Source organism: Mesorhizobium sp. WSM4976, from assembly GCF_029625685.1.
Classification (GTDB): Bacteria; Pseudomonadota; Alphaproteobacteria; order Rhizobiales; family Rhizobiaceae; genus Mesorhizobium.
Genome location: NZ_JARTVT010000018.1, coordinates 65,890 through 83,667 on the forward strand (window position 1 = coordinate 65,890; position 17,778 = coordinate 83,667).

The 17,778-nt window shown below is 63.9% G+C and carries 17 protein-coding genes; 6 read left to right on the forward strand and 11 right to left on the reverse strand.

From position 1 onward, the window contains the following. Nucleotides 1-79 precede the first annotated feature (79 nt). The 3 genes from mltG to gmk all read left to right on the forward strand — a co-directional run bounded on the left by mltG (nt 80) and on the right by gmk (nt 3,041). Entirely contained in the window at nt 80-1,336 is a 1,257-nt protein-coding gene (gene mltG, locus P9272_RS21840) for an endolytic transglycosylase MltG (protein WP_278162134.1), read from the forward strand. Nucleotides 1,337-1,470: 134 nt separating this feature from the next. Next, on the forward strand, nt 1,471-2,361 hold the full coding sequence (locus P9272_RS21845) for a YicC/YloC family endoribonuclease (RefSeq protein ID WP_278162135.1): 891 nt from the start codon (nt 1,471-1,473) through the stop codon (nt 2,359-2,361). Between the two features lie 5 nt (nt 2,362-2,366). Then, a complete protein-coding gene (gene gmk / locus P9272_RS21850) occupies nt 2,367-3,041 on the forward strand; it encodes a guanylate kinase (protein ID WP_095816070.1) in 675 nt (224 codons plus the stop codon). 271 nt (nt 3,042-3,312) lie between these two features. Here gmk and P9272_RS21855 read toward each other — a convergent pair whose 3' ends face one another. From P9272_RS21855 to lptF, 7 genes are all read right to left on the reverse strand, one after another. After that, nucleotides 3,313-3,606, reverse strand: coding sequence for a DUF1330 domain-containing protein (locus tag P9272_RS21855; RefSeq protein WP_278162137.1), 294 nt, complete (start codon nt 3,604-3,606; stop codon nt 3,313-3,315). 71 nt (nt 3,607-3,677) lie between these two features. Continuing rightward, nucleotides 3,678-4,523 carry a 16S rRNA (adenine(1518)-N(6)/adenine(1519)-N(6))-dimethyltransferase RsmA gene (rsmA, locus tag P9272_RS21860; protein ID WP_278162138.1) on the reverse strand — a complete coding sequence of 282 codons (846 nt, stop codon included), beginning with the start codon at nt 4,521-4,523 and terminating at the stop codon, nt 3,678-3,680. A gap of 7 nt (nt 4,524-4,530) precedes the next feature. Beyond that, a complete protein-coding gene (gene pdxA / locus P9272_RS21865; RefSeq protein WP_278162140.1) occupies nt 4,531-5,565 on the reverse strand; it encodes a 4-hydroxythreonine-4-phosphate dehydrogenase PdxA in 1,035 nt (344 codons plus the stop codon). A gap of 201 nt (nt 5,566-5,766) precedes the next feature. Then, nucleotides 5,767-6,690, reverse strand: a complete 924-nt coding sequence (locus P9272_RS21870; RefSeq protein WP_128257687.1) for a peptidylprolyl isomerase — start codon at nt 6,688-6,690, stop codon at nt 5,767-5,769. Nucleotides 6,691-6,906: 216 nt separating this feature from the next. Next, nucleotides 6,907-9,321 (reverse strand): LPS-assembly protein LptD, encoded by a 2,415-nt coding sequence (locus P9272_RS21875; RefSeq protein WP_278162141.1) that lies wholly within the window; start codon nt 9,319-9,321, stop codon nt 6,907-6,909. Beyond that, on the reverse strand, nt 9,321-10,403 hold the full coding sequence (lptG, locus tag P9272_RS21880) for an LPS export ABC transporter permease LptG (RefSeq protein WP_278162142.1): 1,083 nt from the start codon (nt 10,401-10,403) through the stop codon (nt 9,321-9,323). The genes P9272_RS21875 and lptG overlap by 1 nt, the downstream gene beginning before the upstream one ends. A 2-nt stretch (nt 10,404-10,405) precedes the next feature. Further along, nucleotides 10,406-11,602, reverse strand: a complete 1,197-nt coding sequence (lptF, locus tag P9272_RS21885; protein WP_128257690.1) for an LPS export ABC transporter permease LptF — start codon at nt 11,600-11,602, stop codon at nt 10,406-10,408. Between the two features lie 377 nt (nt 11,603-11,979). Here lptF and P9272_RS21890 point away from each other — a divergent pair, with 377 nt between their 5' ends. Next, nucleotides 11,980-13,482: a leucyl aminopeptidase gene (locus tag P9272_RS21890; protein ID WP_278162143.1), complete on the forward strand. Its 1,503-nt coding sequence runs from the start codon at nt 11,980-11,982 to the stop codon at nt 13,480-13,482. A gap of 3 nt (nt 13,483-13,485) precedes the next feature. Continuing rightward, nucleotides 13,486-13,935 (forward strand): DNA polymerase III subunit chi, encoded by a 450-nt coding sequence (locus P9272_RS21895; RefSeq protein ID WP_278162144.1) that lies wholly within the window; start codon nt 13,486-13,488, stop codon nt 13,933-13,935. Here the strand turns inward: P9272_RS21895 and P9272_RS21900 are convergent. Next, nucleotides 13,932-14,828, reverse strand: a complete 897-nt coding sequence (locus P9272_RS21900) for a LysR family transcriptional regulator (protein WP_278162145.1) — start codon at nt 14,826-14,828, stop codon at nt 13,932-13,934. The genes P9272_RS21895 and P9272_RS21900 overlap by 4 nt on opposite strands. A gap of 112 nt (nt 14,829-14,940) precedes the next feature. Between P9272_RS21900 and P9272_RS21905 the strand changes: the two genes are divergently transcribed. Beyond that, nucleotides 14,941-15,795, forward strand: coding sequence for an alpha/beta fold hydrolase (locus tag P9272_RS21905; protein ID WP_278162146.1), 855 nt, complete (start codon nt 14,941-14,943; stop codon nt 15,793-15,795). A 102-nt stretch (nt 15,796-15,897) separates the two neighbouring features. Here the strand turns inward: P9272_RS21905 and P9272_RS21910 are convergent, their stop codons facing one another. The 3 genes from P9272_RS21910 to P9272_RS21920 form a co-directional block, all read right to left on the reverse strand. Next, the gene (locus P9272_RS21910; RefSeq protein WP_278162147.1) at nt 15,898-16,077 is read right to left on the reverse strand and encodes a hypothetical protein; all 180 of its coding nucleotides are present in this window, start codon (nt 16,075-16,077) and stop codon (nt 15,898-15,900) included. Nucleotides 16,078-16,186: 109 nt separating this feature from the next. Beyond that, nucleotides 16,187-16,687 (reverse strand): DUF995 domain-containing protein, encoded by a 501-nt coding sequence (locus tag P9272_RS21915; protein WP_278162148.1) that lies wholly within the window; start codon nt 16,685-16,687, stop codon nt 16,187-16,189. 126 nt (nt 16,688-16,813) lie between these two features. Continuing rightward, nucleotides 16,814-17,686 carry a glycoside hydrolase family 26 protein gene (locus P9272_RS21920; protein ID WP_278162207.1) on the reverse strand — a complete coding sequence of 291 codons (873 nt, stop codon included), beginning with the start codon at nt 17,684-17,686 and terminating at the stop codon, nt 16,814-16,816. Nucleotides 17,687-17,778: the final 92 nt, after the last annotated feature.

Consider the following 17,778-nt stretch of genomic DNA (forward strand, 5'->3'; position numbering starts at 1 on the left):
CACCTGCCGTCATTTTTGCCAAATTCTCCCCCAGCTTGTAGTTGGGGGATTCGTTGCAAGATCAGACGGTAGGGCGCCCATGAGCACAAATCCGGGGAGCACAAATCCGGGCGGCGGAGATTTCGGACGGCAAGACACGAAGGGTCCGATCGTGCCCAAGACGGCGGCCGAGGCATTGCGCCCGGAAGCTGGCACGCCGCCGCCGTCGAAGCGCTCGCGCGCCTCGCGCAGCCAGGTCGTGGTGTTCCTGAATTTCTTCCTGTCCGTGGCGATCCTTATCGTTCTCGCCTCGGGGGCCGCGCTCTATTTCGGCATGCAGGCATTTGTCGAGCCCGGTCCGTCCGCCAATGGCGACACCTTCATGATCAAGCCCAACACGGGCGTGCAGGAGATCGCCGATCAACTGGAACGCCGCAGCCTGATCAGCGATGCCCGCATCTTCCGGCTCGGCGTGCGCGCCACCGGCAATGAATCGGCGCTGAAGGCCGGTGAATACGCCATCAAGCCGCGCGCCTCGATGCGCGACATCATGGAGCTCTTCAAGAGTGGCAAGTCGGTGATGTACTCGCTCACCATTCCCGAAGGGTTGACGGTCGAGCAGGCGTTGCAGCGCGTCGCCGATCAGGAGGCGCTCACCGGCGACATGCCGGCGACCTTGCCGCCGGAGGGCAGCATTGCCACCGACACGCTGCGCTTCACCCGCGGCGCCACCCGCCAGCAGATGATAGACAAGCTTGTCGCCGATCAGAAGAAGCTGGTCGAGGATGTCTGGTCGCATCGCGCACCCGATCTGCCGATCGCCAACATCGACGATTTCGTCACGCTGGCCTCGATCGTGGAGAAGGAAACGGGCCGGAGCGACGAACGCTCGCGCGTTGCCGCTGTCTTCCTCAACCGGCTGGCCAAGGGCATGCGGCTGCAATCCGACCCGACCATCATCTACGGTCTGTTCGGCGGCAAGGGCAAACCCGCCGACCGGCCGATCTATCAGTCCGACCTCGACAAGCAGACGCCCTACAACACCTATCTGATCAAGGGCCTGCCGCCGACGCCGATCGCCAATCCGGGCCGCGCGGCGCTCGAAGCGGTTGCCAATCCGTCGAAGACCGGCGATCTCTATTTCGTCGCCGACGGCAATGGTGGCCACGTCTTTGCCGCGACGCTGGAAGAGCACAACCAGAATGTCGCCCGCTATCGGACGCTGCAGAAGAAGCAGGCGGATGCCGCCGCGAAGGCTTCCGGCCAGACGACGGCCCCGGCCGCTCCCGATGGCAACGCCGGCGACAATGTCGACAGCGGCGAAAACGGCGATGCGGGCGGCGACACGGCTCAATAGGCGTGCCGCACGCGTCCTTTGACGCGACGCCATATTCATGTTTTGAGGGGGCGCCGGCCGATCGTCCGGCGATTTTCTGGGGCGTGTAGCGCCGGGCCGCGTGCGACGGCCTGCGACAGGGGATGACAGGCACAATGAACCTGCAAAGCATGACCGGTTTCGCGCGGTCCGCTGCCGAAAGCGAAGGCACCTCGATCGCCTGGGAGGTGAAATCGGTGAACGGCAAGAGCGCCGAGGTTCGGCTGAGGTTGCCGCAGGGTTTCGACCGGCTGGAGATCGCCGTTCGGCAGTCCGTTCAGAAGCGTTTCGCGCGCGGCAATTTCCAGGCGACATTGACCGTCGGCCGCGCCGCGGCCAGGCAAGCCCAGCCGGTGGTCAACGAGGCGTTCCTCAAGGATCTGGCGGGGCTGGCGAAGCGTTTGCAGGAGCAGTTCGGCACCGAGCCCGCTACCGCCGACGGCCTGCTCTCCCTGCGCGGCGTGCTCGACATTCCCGAGGCGATAGAGACCGAGGAGGAACGCGCCGCTCTTGATGCCGCGATCCTGTCGGCGCTCGAGGCAGCGCTCGCCGGGCTGCAGCAGGCGCGCCAGGGCGAGGGCGCAGCACTTGGCGCGCTGCTTTCCGGCCATATCGACGCCATCGAGGCGTTGACGCTGAAGGCCGAAGCCGATCCCTCGCGGGAGCCGGCGGCAATCCGCGAGCGCATGACGGAGCAGCTACGCCTGTTGATGGATGCCTCGGCCAATCTCGATGCCGTCCGGCTGCATCAGGAGGCGGCCTTCCTCGCCACCAAGGCCGACATCCGCGAGGAGATCGACCGGCTGAAGACGCATGTCGCTTCGGCGCGGACGCTGCTCAAAGGCGGCGGCGCCATTGGCCGCAAGCTCGATTTTCTGGCGCAGGAATTCAATCGCGAATCGAATACCTTGTGCTCCAAGTCGAACGCGGCCGCGGTCACCGCGATCGGGCTGGAGCTCAAGGCGGTGGTCGACCAGTTTCGCGAACAGGTCCAGAATCTGGAGTGACGGGAATGGTTGCCAAGGAACCAACGGCTGCCAGGGATCTCGGGTCCCGCATTCGCCGCCGCGGATTGATGCTGGTGCTGTCATCGCCGTCGGGCGCCGGCAAGTCGACGATCGCGCGCAATCTTCTGGAGAGCGATCCAAGCCTTGAGCTTTCGGTCTCCGTCACGACAAGGCCGCGCCGCGGTTCGGAGATCGAAGGCGTCCACTATCATTTCCGCTCCATGCGCGAGTTCGAGCGGCTGCGCGATTCCGACGCGCTGCTCGAATGGGCCGAGGTGCACGGCAATTGCTATGCGACACCGCGCGAGCCGGCGGAAATCGCGCTGGCCGAAGGCCGCGACATGCTGTTCGACATCGACTGGCAGGGCGCCCAGCAGCTCAAGGAGAAGATGCGCGCCGACATCGTCTCGATCTTCATCCTGCCGCCGTCGATGAAGGAATTGAAGGCGCGCCTGAAGCGTCGCGCCGAGGACCAGGAATCCGTCATCGAGACCCGGCTGAAGAACGCTCGCCTGGAGATCGAGCATTGGAAGGAATATGACTTCGTCATCGTCAACGACGATCTCGACCGCGCCTTCGCCGAGGTCCGCGCCATCGTCGCTGCCGAGCGTCTGCGCCGCGACAGGCGGCCGGGGCTGTTCGATTTCATCTCGGGGTTGCTGGACGAGAAGACGGGGTAGAGTGTCCCTCAGCGACCACCTATGATCTTATTTCTTGCGGGATGCCTGTTCCTTGATCAGCGGCCTGCGTTCATGGCCGCTCAGACCGCGTGCACGGCTTTCTCTCAGAATGGCGGCCATACGATGTGACAACCTCAGGCCCTCAATGGCACTGATTTTTTCGCCCCTGTCACTGGTCAGGATAATTGGCCATTTTGGACCGAGCGGGCAGAGTTCTTTTTCATGCAATCACATCATCATGCCCGATGATTGGCGGGGAATCGTGAGTGCATCACGAGCCAATCCCCTCGACCAGAATGAGGTTGCGGCTCAACGCTGCATCGCGAACCTCGAGTGCGGCCGCGTATTCGTCGGAGCGGTACCAGCGCCGCGCGGTCTCGATGTCAGGAAATTCAACGACGATCAGCGGTCCGGGCTGCCAATCGCCTTCCAGCGTCTCCACGTCGCCGCCCCGGACCAGATAGCGGCCGCCATGCGCGGCGATCGAGGCTGCGGCGCGGGTTCGATAGGCCTCGAACGCTTCTCGGTCGCGGATCGCAACGTCGGAAATGATATAGGCAGGCATTGCAGGCTCCAGGCGGTGTTGCCCCGCCTATCTATGGCGCCGTTTTGTGGGTTCCAGTGATGCGGCGGCGATCAGACGGCGTTCGTCAGCCGGACAAACTCTTCCACGCTGAGCGTCTCGGCACGCCGCGTCGGGTCTATGCCGGCGCGGGTGAGGAGCGCCTCGCCGCCTAGGCTCTTCACGCTTTGCCTGAGCATCTTGCGGCGCTGGCCGAAGGCGGCCTCGGTGACACGGCCGAGCTTCTTGCCGTCGACCGGCAGGGGAGACGAGCGCGGCACCAGATGCACGACGGACGAGGTGACCTTGGGCGGCGGGGTGAAAGCCTGCGGCGGCACGTCGAAGGCGATTTTTGCTTCCGTGCGCCAGCCGGCCAGGACGCCGAGCCGGCCATAGGCGTCGCTGCCGGGACCCGCGGTGATGCGCTCCGCCACCTCGCGCTGGAACATCAGCGTCATCGACTGGTAGAAGGGCGGCCAGTCGGCCACTGTCAGCCAGCGGATCAGAAGCTCGGTGCCGATATTGTAGGGCAGGTTGGCGGCGATCTTCACCGGCCCGCCATTCGCCGAGTTCGCAAGCGCGGCAAAATCCGTCTTCAGCGCATCGCCGGGAATGACCTCCAGGCGACCGGGATAGTGGCTGGAGATCTCGGCCAGCGCTTCGAGGCAGCGCTCGTCGCGCTCGATGGCGATCACGCGTCGCGCGCCGTTGAACAGCAGCGCCCGCGTCAGCCCGCCTGGGCCGGGCCCAACCTCGATCACGGTCGCTCCGCCGAGATCGCCGGCCGCGCGCGCGATCTTGCTTGTCAGGTTGAGGTCGAGCAGGAAATTCTGCCCGAGCGCCTTCTTGGCCTGCAGGCCGTGGCGCTCGATCACCGCGCGCAACGGCGGCAACCCGTCGATCGTGGCGCGCTCGTTCAACGGGTCCTCACGCGGCCCCGGCCTGCCGGCCGCTGTCGGCCAGCCGGCGCGCCAGCCTGAGCGCCGCGATCAGGCTGTCGGCGCGCGCAATGCCCTTTCCGGCGATACCGAAGGCGGTGCCGTGGTCGGGCGAGGTGCGGATGAAGGGCAGGCCCAGCGTCACGTTGACCGCCTCGTCGAAGGCCAAGGTCTTGGCCGGGATCAGCGCCTGGTCGTGATACATGCACAGCGCCGCGTCATAGGAGGCGCGCGCGCGAGGATGAAACATCGTGTCGGCCGGCAGCGGTCCGACCGCGTCGATGCCTTCCGCTTTCAGCGTCTCGACGGCCGGGGCCACGATTGCAGCATCCTCCTGGCCCATGGCGCCGCCTTCGCCGGCATGCGGGTTGAGCCCGGCGATCGCAAGCCTAGGCCACGCGATGCCGAAGCGGCTCTTGAGATCGGCAGCGGTGATGCGCGCGGTCGTGACGATCAGTTCCGTGGTGAGCACTTTCGGGACTTCGGCCAGCGGGATGTGGATCGTCACCGGAACGGTGCGCAGATCAGGTCCGGCCAGCAGCATCACCGGCGTCACCTCCCGGCCGGTATGGCGCGAAGCCAGATGCGCCAGATATTCGGTGTGGCCGGGAAAGCCGAATCCCGCATCGTAAAGCGGCTTCTTGGCGATCGGACAGGTGACCACCGCGGCGGCGCTGCCGGCGAGACAGTCGGCGACGGCGCGATCGATTGCCTCGATGGTGCCGGCGGCATTGGCCGGATCCGGCTCTCCCGGGCTGTCGACATGGCGCGCATGGAGCGGCACGACGGGGAGCACGCGGGCAAAATGATGCGCGGCCTGTCCGGGCAAGATCTCGGCTATTGTCACATTTGCGCCGACAAGGCTGGCGCGGGCATAGATCAGGGCCGGGTCCGCCAGTAGATAGAAGGGCGGCACCCCCGCGCTGTCGCCCGCCTGCCAGGCGGCGATGGCGATCTCGGGTCCAATGCCCGAAGGGTCGCCGACACTGAGCGCCAGCGGCGCAGCGGTCTTGCGCGCGCTCATTGGGTGGGCTGACTGCGGTATCGCATGCTTGTCGCTCAGAGCATGACGCCGAAAAATATGCTGCGGTTTTCGGACGACATGATGCTCCATTTCTCGGACTTGGGAGACGGATTCAGGCCGATTCGATCTGATGTCTCCGGGTCTAAAAGTATTCCAGGAAAAGTGTGAGCGGTTTCCGCCTCGGAATTGCGTTAAAACAATCTAGCGTTCGACGATCTTGGCCTTCTGGCGCAGCTCGGCGACGTATTTCTTGCTGAGCTCCTCGGCGTCCTTGTCATTGCCGCCTTCGGCCTGGAACACCATCTGCGCGGCCTTGTCGTCGGAAACCTCGCGCGAGGAGCAGATACCGATGAATTCGATGCCGCGTTCAGTCTCGCGCGTCGGCGTCGCGCCGCCGACCTTGGTGGCCTTGATCTGCTCGGCCCAGTCGGTCGGCAATTGCGGCGCCAGCACCCGGCCGAGATCGCGCACGGTGACGTCCAGCAGACCCTTGGCGAATTCGCGCGTGGTGTTGCAGCCGCTGAAGCGGGCACGCATGGCGTCGGCCTCGCGCTTGCGCTTGGCGAGCGTGGCGGCGCGCTCCTTTGCCGGCACCACGAAGATCACCTGCTGCAGCATGTACTCCGTCGCCGTCGGCTTGGCGCCGCCCTTGTCGAGCATGCGCCGCACGGCGTCCTGCTCGGTCACCGAGCCGCCTTCGCCGGAGCGGTAGCGTGCGCTGAGCGCCTGGTTCCAGGCCATCTGGGCGCGGATGAACTCCTTGAAGTGTTCCTTGGTGACGCCCGACTGGTTCATGATCGCGTCGAGCTTGGCCAGCGGCATCTTGTTGCCCGAGGCGAAGCGCTGGTAGGCGGCGTCGACCTGCTGATCGGTGATGCGGATGCCGAGCCGCTTGGCTTCGGCCAGCCGCAGCGTCTGGTCGATCATCTCCTGCGCGGCATCGCCTTTCTTGTGCTGGAGCTTGAAGAAGGCGGCGCGGTGCGCGATGTCGCCGGTGGTGATCGGTATGTTGTTGACGACATATTTGATCTCCGCGGCGAAAGCCGGCTGCACAACTGCCGTGACCGAAACCGAGGTCGCCGCCACCAGAAACGCCAATCCTGCCGAAAACAGGTATTTCCTCATCTTACCTTCCAATTTCCCGCCCCAATTTGCCGGCATGACAGCGCCTCGCGTCCTCCGAACGCCTGCGCGATGCAGCCGACCCATGCCTGTCCTATGCGGCGAAACGATGTCGCCGGCGCATGGTCCCCTAACCAAAGCATCTTCGGCGGTTCACGCTCCAAATCAAGACCAAAGCAATATCGGCGCGCGGATCGCAGACCACGCGCCAGCCTTCCACTATCGGATAGTATCGACCGCGCTCGTCGACGACCCGAAATCGCCCAGCGTGCGGAACGAAAGGTTGAAGCCGATATTCTGCGACACTTCCTTGGTTATGGTATCGCGTGTCTGCGAATAGGTCATGATGTAGGTGAAACAGGAGTCGTTATAGGCGAAACCGACGCCATCCTTGACCAGCACGTTGCTCCGGATGTCGTAGGTGCCGGTGCCGAACAGTCGCCAGTTCTCCGCCAGATGCGTGGAGGCGCCGAGCGTGACTTCATGGCGGTCGGTGGTGAAGCCATAGAGCGGCTGCGCCTCGATGAAGGCATATTTGGCGCTAAGCGATATCGGCAGGCTGGAATAGGCGGCCTTCACTTCGGCGCGCCGGACCTCGAATGTCTGCTCGTCGAAACGCCCGCTCAGCGAACCGGAGAAACCGCTCGGGCTGTTGAAGCCGACGAGGCCGACATAATCCGAGGTCCGCTTGTCCAGGCCGGACTCGGCTCCGACATTGACGAGATCGGGCGCGGCGAAGGAGTTCAGGCCCGCGAGCTGATAGGATTGGCCGAAGATGGCGTTCGTGGCCCAGCCATTGTCGTAGGCGCCAGAATAGCGGAAGCCGACATTGGCGCGCGTGCCGCCTTCTATGCGGTCATAGCCCGAGAATTTATCGCGCTCGAACAGCGTGGTGGCGTCGAAGACGAAGCTCTGCGCGTCTTCGTTGGGAACGGCCAGCCCCCCGACATATTGTTCGTTCGGACGCACGAACACTTGCGCGGTCGGCTCCAATATATGGCTGGAGCTCGGCATCGAGAACAGCAGCGGCCAGCGCGCCTCGAGGCCGAGAGTGGCCATGTAGCGGGCAAGCGACGAGCGCATATCGACGTCCTGGCCGAGATTTGTGCCCATCTGGTTGACGGCATCGAGCGAAGCCTGATTGGCGTTGACATAGCCTGCGTCGCCGCGGAAGGCGAGCAACGGGGTCAACTGCAGACCGCCATCGGTGGTGAAGGTGCGCTTCCATTCGGCCTCGGCGGTGAGCCGGCTCGATTCGCCTTCGATGCCGCGCACGTTGTTGATGGAAGTGCTGACGAGCGGATCAGCCAGCACGGCGTCCAGCCGGTTGCGGCTGATCACACGCGCGTTGACGTTGAACGACAGCTGGCCGCCGGCCACTGACGTGTCGGGAATATACGCATAGTCGAAGGACGGCAGCACCCAGGGCTGCTTGGCCGCGCGCGCCGTCGGATCGCTGGAGAGCGTGTCTTCCTGCACCTCGAAGCGCATGGCGCGAACGTCGAAGTAATTGCGGTCGCTCAAGCCGGTCACATAGATCGACGACTGGTGAGCAAGATCACTGAAGCCGTCGATGTTGTAGGTGCGCGAGAAATTCTTGTCGGTCTGCAGCAGAACGTCCCAGCCGAAGTTCCAGCGCTCGTTGATGGCGAACTGGCCCGTGGTCCCCATCATGCCGCGGAACTTGTTCGGATCGCCGGGCTCGCCCGAATCGACGACGTAACGATTGCCCGTGCCGATGAACGCGTTCGGATCCTGCTGGTTGATGCCGGCGATCTTCAGCGTGTACTGGCCGTTGTTGAAGCGCTGGCGCCACTCGGCCTCGCCGAGGAAGCCCTGCTTGGTATAGCCGCTGCCGGTTACGGTCAGGTCATAGGTCGGGGACAGCGCGAAATAATAGGGGACTTTGACGCCGACGCCGAGATGGTTGTTGTAGACGATGCCGGGGATCAGGAAGCCGCTCTTGTGCTTCACGGTCGGATCGGCGATCTCGAAAGCCGGCAGATAGGCGAGCGGGAAGCCGAAGAATTCGAAGTTCGAATTTTCGAAGCGTACCGTCTTCTTCTCACCGTTCCAGATGATCTTTCGCGCCTTGATGCGCCAGGTCGGCGCTTTGTCCGGCTTGTCTTCGCAAGGTTCGCAGGCGGTGTAGACGCCATTGTGGAAGGTGGTCAGCACGCCGCCCATGCGCTCTGCGCTCTCGGCGGCGAAATAGGCCTTGTCGATCGTCTCCACGCGCAGCGCGTTGGTGAACCCGTCGGCGAAGTCGTCGGTAATATCGATATGCTCGGCATTTACCTTGGTGCCGTCGCTGTTGATGAGCTCGACGGCGCCGCTCGCGACGAGGCGCTTGGTGTCGCGGTTGTACACCACGCGCTGGGCGACCAGCTTGTTGCCGCCATAGTCGATCTGCACGCCGCCGACGGCCGTCACCGTGTGCTTGTCGTTGTCATAGACAAGCGTATCGGCGGCCAGCAGCATCTGCGTTCCGGAAGGGACGGACTTGGCAGCAATGGTCTGCGCCTGTGCGGGTGCCGTCGGGACCGCATAAGCGAACAGACATGCCAAGGCGGTCGCCCCATAGAGGCGTGCCAAACCGGCCTGCCTATGGCTGCGCAAAACCGCCTCCCTCACTAGCCGTCTTCCTTGTATAGCAGAAACGTCACCCCGAAGAACATAGCCACGACGACCGGAACCCATGCAGCCACCACCGTAGGAACGAATCCGGCCACACCGAATGCCTTGACCAGTACCGAAACGACATAAAGCAGAAAGCCGGCCACGACGCCACCCAGAATCATCGTTGCCGACTGCCCCATTCGCGCAAATCGCATTGAAACCGTTGCAGCAATTAGCGTCATGGCGACGAGAAGGAACGGCAACGCCACCAGCGAATCAAACTGCATGGCGAAGGCATTTGCCTTGAGCCCGAAGGACCGGGCAACCTCGATCTTGCGCGGCAGCTCGTAGAAAGGGATGGTTTCCGGACGCGCCAGTCGCTCCTGAACAAATTCCGGCTTGAGGTTGGTCGGCACCTTGTCGGTCGCCAGCGCCTGGATGTTGCCCCCCTTGAAAACCTTGACGTCCTGCAATTCCCAGTAACCATCGCGCAGGAAGGCCTTGGCCGCGTCCTTGCGCTCGGCGATGTTGCCCTGCGGGTCGAGGATGAAGAACACCGCGTCCGCCATCTCAAGGCCCTGGTTGAGGACGGCGCGGGCGCCGATGATGGTGTCGCCGGATTCGGTTTTCTGCCTGAGCCACGGCGTGACGTTGGTGGTGACGGCATTCGATTTGCCGGCCCTGAGGTCGTTCTCCATCTGCTCGGACCAGGAAAAGCCATGCGCCGCGATGGGGTTCATCACGGCCACCGAAAGCACGCCGAACATCAGCGCGCCGACGCAGCACGGAAACAGGAACTGCCAGGCCGAAACGCCGGCCGAGCGCGCGATCACCAGCTCGTAGCGGCGGTTGAGCGACACAAGCGTCGCCATTGCCGAGAACAGCCCGACGAACGGCACCGTCTGCAGCATGATCATCGGCATCCTGAGCGCCGAAATGGCGAAGGCCGTGCCATAGGTGAAGCCCGGCAGCCCGGTCGTTCGGCCGGAAAGCTCGGTGAAATCGATCAGGAACACCAGCGCCAGCAGGCCCAGGAAGAACCAAAAGGTGATCGAGACGTAGCGGAAGAAGAAATAGCGGCCCAGCGTCCAGCCCATGGTCAGGCTCCCTGACCGGAAGTGCGCCGGACGAGCCACAGCTTGAATGCCGTCCAGTTGTCGCTGGTGCGCTTGGCGAGGTTGGTCAGCCAGTCCGCCCAGCTGACCGGCAATTCCATGGTGCGCGACGAGACGATGAACCAGATCGAAACCGCGGACGCAATCAGTGGTATGCCGTAGAGCAGGTAGATATAGTACGAGATCCTGTCGGCCTTGCCGGCGGCGAAGAAGCCGAGCCATCGCACGAAAAGCGCTATCGCGATAGCCGTGATCAGCGGGTTGATGCGTGCTTCGCGATGCGAACGCGCATCGCCCGCGACGGCCAGCGCGATCAGCGCGAAAACCAGCGAATAGGACCACTCGGCAAAGCGCTGGTTGAGTTCCGCCCGGTAGCTGCCCGGTTCGCGCTGGAACATCTTGTCATTGGGATCCGGGTTGAGCAGATACGCCGTCGTGCGGTCCTTGGGCAAAAGCGTGATGTCGTTCGCCGCGGACATGAAGGCGGACATGTCGAAGGCATAAGAGGTGAAGCGGATGACCGAGAGGTCGCCGGTTACCGATTTGCGGTTGATGACGCCGTCATTCATCATCAGCACCTTCTCGTCGCCTTTTTCGACGATGCTGCCGGTCTTGGCATAATAGGTGAGGCTGGCGCCTTCCTCGCGGGAATCGGCGACGAAGATGCCGCCGAGCCGGTTGCCGGGGAGCCGCTCGCCGACCTGCAGGTAAAGGCCCTCGTCGATCTTGCGGAACGTGCCTTCCTGGATGATCAGCGATACGAGGTCGGCGCGCGAAGCCGCCACCAGTTGGCGGTTCTTCTGCCTGGCATAGGGATCGATGGCGTTGTCGACGATGAAGGAAAAGGCGCAAGCCGCGATTGCGAGCAGCAGGATCGGCCGCGCGATGGTCCAGCGCGAGGCGCCCGCGGCGCTAAGCACGGCGAGCTCCGAATCGGCATTCATGGCGCTCAGCGTCTGCGCCACCGCCACCACCAGGGCGAACGGCACCACGATCGGGATGATCGAGGGAATGATCAGCGCTGCGACCTCGAAGAAGGTCAGCGCCGACTGGCCGTTGTCGGTAACGAGGTCGATCTTGGCCAGCACCTGCGTCGTCCACACGATCGCCAGCGTCCAGACCAGCGCGGCGAGGAACATCGTCAGCGCGCGGCGCATGATGTAGCGTTCAACGACCTTCATGAAGGCTTTTCTCGATTTTGCCGAACGGCATCATGCCCGCCGACAAGGTAGTCATCCGGCGTCGCCCGCACAACTGGGTCATAGGCGGCTCGCTCCGGTTTGTCGCCCCACGCCGCGTGCCCCGGCGCGGCGGAGTCTCCGCGCCAATGGATAAGAAATGCAAAACATCGATGGTTAACAGTAGGTTACGGCAGCAAGCTAAGGTCGTGCCGAGACGAATCCTTTGTCTATAGTGGCGCTGATATAGGCAGCGATTTCGGCCAAAGTCTTGCCAAATGGCTGAAAACGACCAAATGTCGCGCACGCTAGCCAAACCCCTTGCCGGTGAAGATTTACCTTTGCCGGCACCTTACGGCCATCCCCGAAAGCAGGACCTGATGACGTCGAGACCTACCATTTCTTTCGCCAGATTCGCCGCGCCCAAGAAGGGCAGCGTCTTCGTGCTCGCGGCCGACGGCGGCGGGCTCGGCGAGGCGGCGAAGGCCTGCGATCCGGTCGGCGCGCTGGCGCGTGCCTTTCCAGTCGCCGATTTCGCCGGCAAGTTCGCGAGCTCGGCCGAGGTGTTGGCACCGGAAGGAACGTCCGTCGACCGGCTGGTGGCGATCGGCGCCGGCAAGGTGTCGGCCCTCGACGACAACGCCTGGCTGAAGCTTGGCGGCGCTGTTGCCGCTTCGCTGCGCAAGGCGACCGAGGTGGCCGTCATCCTCGATCTGCCGGAACTGCAGGCTGATGGCCGCCAGGCGGCGAGCCTCGCCGCCGGGATCCTGCTGCGCAGCTATGCCTTCGACAAATACAAGACCAGGAAGGACAAGGAAGACGGCCAGTCCGGCGCGAAGGCGGCGAAGCCCGCCAAGGTCACGATCCACTGCGTCGATCCAGCTGCCGCGAAGAAGGCTTTCACCGGCGAGGAAGCGGTGGCGGACGGCGTGCTGCTGGCGCGCGACCTCGTCAACGAGCCGGCCAATGTGCTGGGGCCTGTCGACTTCGCCGAGCGCGTCAAGGCGCAGGAGGCGCTCGGCGTCGAGGTCGAGATCCTCACCGAAAAGGAGATGAAGAAGCTCGGCATGGGCTCGCTGCTCGGCGTGGCGCAAGGCTCGCCGCGGGGCGCCCGCCTGGTGGTGATGCGCTGGAACGGCGGCAAGGCCAAGGACGCCCCGCTTGCCTTTATCGGCAAGGGCGTCACCTTCGACACCGGCGGCAATTCGATGAAACCGGCCTCCGGGATGGAGGACATGAAGGGTGACATGGGCGGTGCGGCCGCCGTCACCGGGCTGATCCATGCGCTGGCGGCGCGCAAGGCCAAGGCCAATGTGGTCGGCGTCATCGGCCTTGTCGAGAACGCCGTCGACGGCCACGCGCAGCGTCCGGGAGACATCGTCACCTCGATGTCGGGCCAGACGATCGAGGTGCTCAACACCGACGCCGAAGGCCGCCTCGTGCTGGCCGACGCGCTCTGGTACACCAACGACCGCTTCAAGCCGAAATTCATGGTGAACCTGGCGACGCTGACGGGCGCCATCATGGTCGCGCTCGGCCAGCACTATGCCGGCTTGTTCTCCAACAATGACGAGTTGGCAGGCAGGCTCTTCGGCGCCGGCCAGACCAGCCAGGAGCGGCTGTGGCGCATGCCGCTCGGACCCGAATACGACAAGCTGATCGATTCCAAGAATGCCGACATGAAGAACATCGGCGGCCGCTATGGCGGCGCCATCATCGCTGCGCAGTTCCTGCAGCGTTTCGTCAAGGACACGCCCTGGGCGCATCTCGACATCGCCGGCACCGCGATGGGCGCGCCGTCCAGCGAGATCAACCAGTCCTGGGGCTCGGGCTTCGGCGTGCGCCTGCTCGACCGGCTGGTGCGCGATCATTATGAAGGGTAGGGGATGGCTGAAATCCTCTTTTACCATCTGACCGAATCGACGCTCGAGGAGGCGCTGCCGGGCTTGCTCGAGCGCAGCGTCGAGCGCGGCTGGCGCGCGGTGGTGCAGACGGGCACGGAAGAGCGCCGCGACGCGCTCGACCAGCATCTGTGGATTTTCCGCGACGATTCCTTCCTGGCGCATGCCACCGACCGCGAGGCCCATCCGGCCGAGCAGCCGATCCTGCTCACCACGGGCGGGGGCAACCAGAACGCCGCGCAGATCCGCTTCCTCGTCGATGGCGCAAACCCGCCCGAGCTATCGGGCTACGAGCGGGCCGTCTTCCTGTTCGACGGCCATGACGCGGCACAGCTCGAAGCCGCGCGCGGCCATTGGAAGACAATGAAGGAAGCCGGCCACGCCGTGACCTATTGGCAGCAGACGCCGGACCGCCGCTGGGAACGGAAGGCTTAGCCCGGAAGCTTGGGACTGTCCTCGAGGTGTCGCCACAGCGCCTCGGCCACGGGCCCGTGCGGCCTATCGCGCCGCCGAACCGCGGCCATGGTCTCGGTGCGGCCGGGAATATGCCTGCCGGCGATCGAGATCAGCTGTCCGCCACGCAGTTCATCCTCAATCAGCCATTCCGGCAAATGACCCCAGGCTAGCCCGTGCAGGATCAGCTCCTTCTTCATCATATGGTCGGGAACCGAGCATGAATGCGCGCCGTCGATGACGAAGAAGTTTTCAGATGAGGGACGCCGCGCCGTGTCGCGGATCACGCATTGGGTGAAGGGTCGCATCGCTTCGGGCGTGACGTCGGGCCCGACTCCGAAGGGGAGGAAGCCCGGCGCCACCACTGGCACGAAGGCGACTTCGCGCAGGTCGATGCGCTCGAGATGCGGGTCGGAGGGGTTGGCGCGGTGGAAGATGAGGTCCGTCTCGCCATCCATCAGCCGCTCGACCGGCCCGCTGATCGCCTCATAGTCGAGATGGAGGCGCGTGCGCGGCCGTTCGGCGAAGAACCGGCTGAGCAGGTCGAGTATTCCGGGTCTCGGGCAGACGTCGCCCAAGACGATGCGCAGCACGGTCTCCTCGCCGCTCGAGAGCTGCTCGGCGTAGGTGCGAAGATGCTCCAGCTCGCGGATCGCCAGCTGTGCCCGCGCATGGAACAGGCGACCCTCATCGGTCAAGCTCACCCGGTAACCGCTGCGGTCGAGCAGCGTCAGGCCAAGTTGCTCTTCAAGCCGGGCGACGGCGGCGAACACGGAAGGATGCGTTCGGTGCATGGCCTGGGCGGCGGCCTGGAAGCTGCCTCGACTGGCGACCGCGTCGAAACATCTGAGATCGTGCAGCTTCAAGCCATCCACAGTCGGGTAATCCTACAAAGATTGTCAAATCATAGTAATTTTCTTCGATAGTTGCCATGCCTAGCTTTGGCTCATCGGAAATCGCGCTGAACGCGCCGAAAGGATGGAGCCAATGGCCGACACACTTCACTTCAAAACGGGCGATGGCGCCCGCATCGCCTACAGGTTGGATGGCCCGGAAGACCGGCCGGTTCTGATGCTGTCCAACTCCATCGCCACGACGTTCCATATGTGGGATGGCCAGGTTCCCGAACTCGCCAAATCCTTCCGCGTGCTGCGCTATGATTTTCGCGGCCATGGCGGCTCCGATGCCCCGGCCGGCGCCTATTCGCTCGACCGTCTCGGTCGCGATGTGCTGGAACTGCTCGATTTCCTCGGGCTTGCCCGAATTCACTTCCTTGGCCTGTCGCTTGGAGGTTTTGTCGGCCAATGGCTGGGCATCCATGCGCCGGAGCGCATCGATCGCCTGATCCTCTCCAACACCTCGCAGCATCTGGGGCCGGCATCCTATTTCGACGAGCAGATACGCAACGTGCTTGCGGCGAGCGATCTCTCGGCCACCGCGGACATGTTCATGCGCAACTGGTTCCCGGCCTCGATGCTCGATGGCCAGAGCACGACGGTCGAGCCATTCCGCGCCGCGATCCTGGCCATGTCGCCGCAAGGACTCGCGGGATGCTTCGCCGCCGTCCGCGACGCCGATCTGCGCCGCCCGATTTCCCTGATCACCGCGCCGACGCTGGTTATCGGCGGTGAGGACGACAAGGTGACTCTGGCGAACCACAGCGAGGCGATCGCGGCGACGATCCCCAGCGCCAAGCTTCTGCTTCTGCGCGGCGTCCACCTGCTCAATGTCGAGCGGCCAGAGGAATTCATGGAAGCGGTGCTGGGCTTCCTGGGCGCAGCCCGCGATAGCAAGGCAGTTGTGCCCAATCACTTTGCTGGCGCCCTGCAAGCGATCGGCTGAAGCCGTTCGGGCGATGGCGCCGGGACGACAGGTGACGATTAGCGATCGCCGATCGTCACCTTGTTGATCCGCCGCGATGGTCGCCTCGAGCCGCTTTTTGCGCTAGCGCGGCGGCGGCAGCCGGTGATAGCGCGCGCAGGCCTGGCTCGCCGCCGCGATCGGCCGCGCCGGCGTGTCGGCCAGCATCACCTTGCGCCCCGCGCCATGGAGGAGGCGCGCCGAATGCAGCGCCACGGGCGCGCGGGCGCCGGTTATCAGGATGGTTCCGTCAGCATTGGGCATCGGTCATTCGCGGTCGTCGCCGTCGTGAAAAACCGTTGCGCGAAATCGCGGTGCCAATCAATTGTGCTGTTCACGCCAAGCCGGCCTGGCGCTTGCCTGCACGCAGTGACTAAAGCTTCGCCTTGAAGCGTTTCACGTTCTTGCTTGCGTAGTCGCCATTGCGCAGGTCCGATTTGCCGTGGCGATCCTTGAACTCGTACCAGTCTCCGCTCGGAGATTTGCGCTGGTAGATCACCTTGCCGGCCTGGCGATGCTCGAAGCAGCTCAAGGAGGTCTTGGCGCCCCATGAGCCATGCCAGGTTGCCCGGAAACACAGTTTGCCGCTGCCCGGCATGAACCAGATGCCCTCGCCATAGCTCTTTCCACCTTCGGTGGACCAGGCAGTAAACTGCCGCTTCGGCACCGCAAAAAACGCGGCTCCATGGTTGCCCCAGCGCCAGGAACGGTTCTTGTAGAGCTGATAGATGCCTTCGTCAGAGACGGTGGTGGCCTTCGCCGTCTTGTCGCCGATCCTGTGCGCGACCTTGGCCATTGCGGCGTCCTGCAGGCCGATAACAAAAACGGAGCAGGCGAGCGCCGCTCCGACAAACTTCCCCACTGCGCTCTTCACGATTTTACTCCAACTGATTTACGCATACGCTTCACCCGCGGCCGAGCCAGCTCGGCCGCAACCCCACTTTAACACCATTAGCCGGAAACCCGTCCCGGTTTGGCCGGGACGGGCATGATCACGCCTTTATGGCAAGACGTGCTGGGTCACCCGCCAGTCGGGCAGCCCATAGCCGCCCAGCCACGGCCACACTTCTTTCTGGTTGAAGTAGACGACCGAGGTAAGGGCCGGAAACTCCGCATAGGACTTGCGGGAATCATCCGCCCATTTCGAGACATAGTCCTGCTTGCCGACATAGCCGAGCTCAGCCACGACGACCGGCTTGTTGAATTTCGCGACACGGTCATAGCCTGGCTTCAGCGCCTCTTCGAAGGTCCGGTCGCGGCCGACCTCGTCATTGTCCTTCTTCTGCAGGCCGAACACCGACAGGCCGATCACGTCGACATAGTTGTCGCCGGGATAGTACTTTTCCAGGCCTTCGACGCCCTTGGGCGACCACATGTATTTCGCGGCGGGCGCCACCTTGCGGCAGACATCGACCTCGCGCTTGTAGGCGGCGATCCAGTCCTTTGGCGCCCAGTTGGCCCAGGTGAAGCGGCCATTCGTGTCTTCCATTTCCTGCGCCCAGCGGATGGTGACCGGGCTCTTCATCTGCCCGACGAGGTTGCAGATCGCCTGCATGTTGGCGTCGTATTTGCCGCTCAATATGCCGTTCTTCAGCTCGGGCGGCGTGATGCGCCAGTCCTTCGACCATGTCCAAGGCTCGATGGTGATCAGCAGCGAGCGGCCGCGTTGCAGCGCATAGGCGTCCGCCAGCGGCAGTGTCGACAGGTCGACGTCTTCCCAAGGTAGGAACAGTTCCTCGATGCTGGCCGACTTGTCGTTGCTGAAATCGCCATAAGGATCGTAGGAGCCGAACGCCGACGCGGCCGAACTCGTCTTGATCGGATCCGTTCCCGTCTGCGATCCCGCCGACGCTGGCAAGGCCACGCCGATCATAAGCGCCGACACAAGCGCTGTTGCTGTGGAGAATTTCATACCCGCCTCCATAGGCTTCAGTATCCTGCCGGACCTTTGAAGCTTGCCACAAC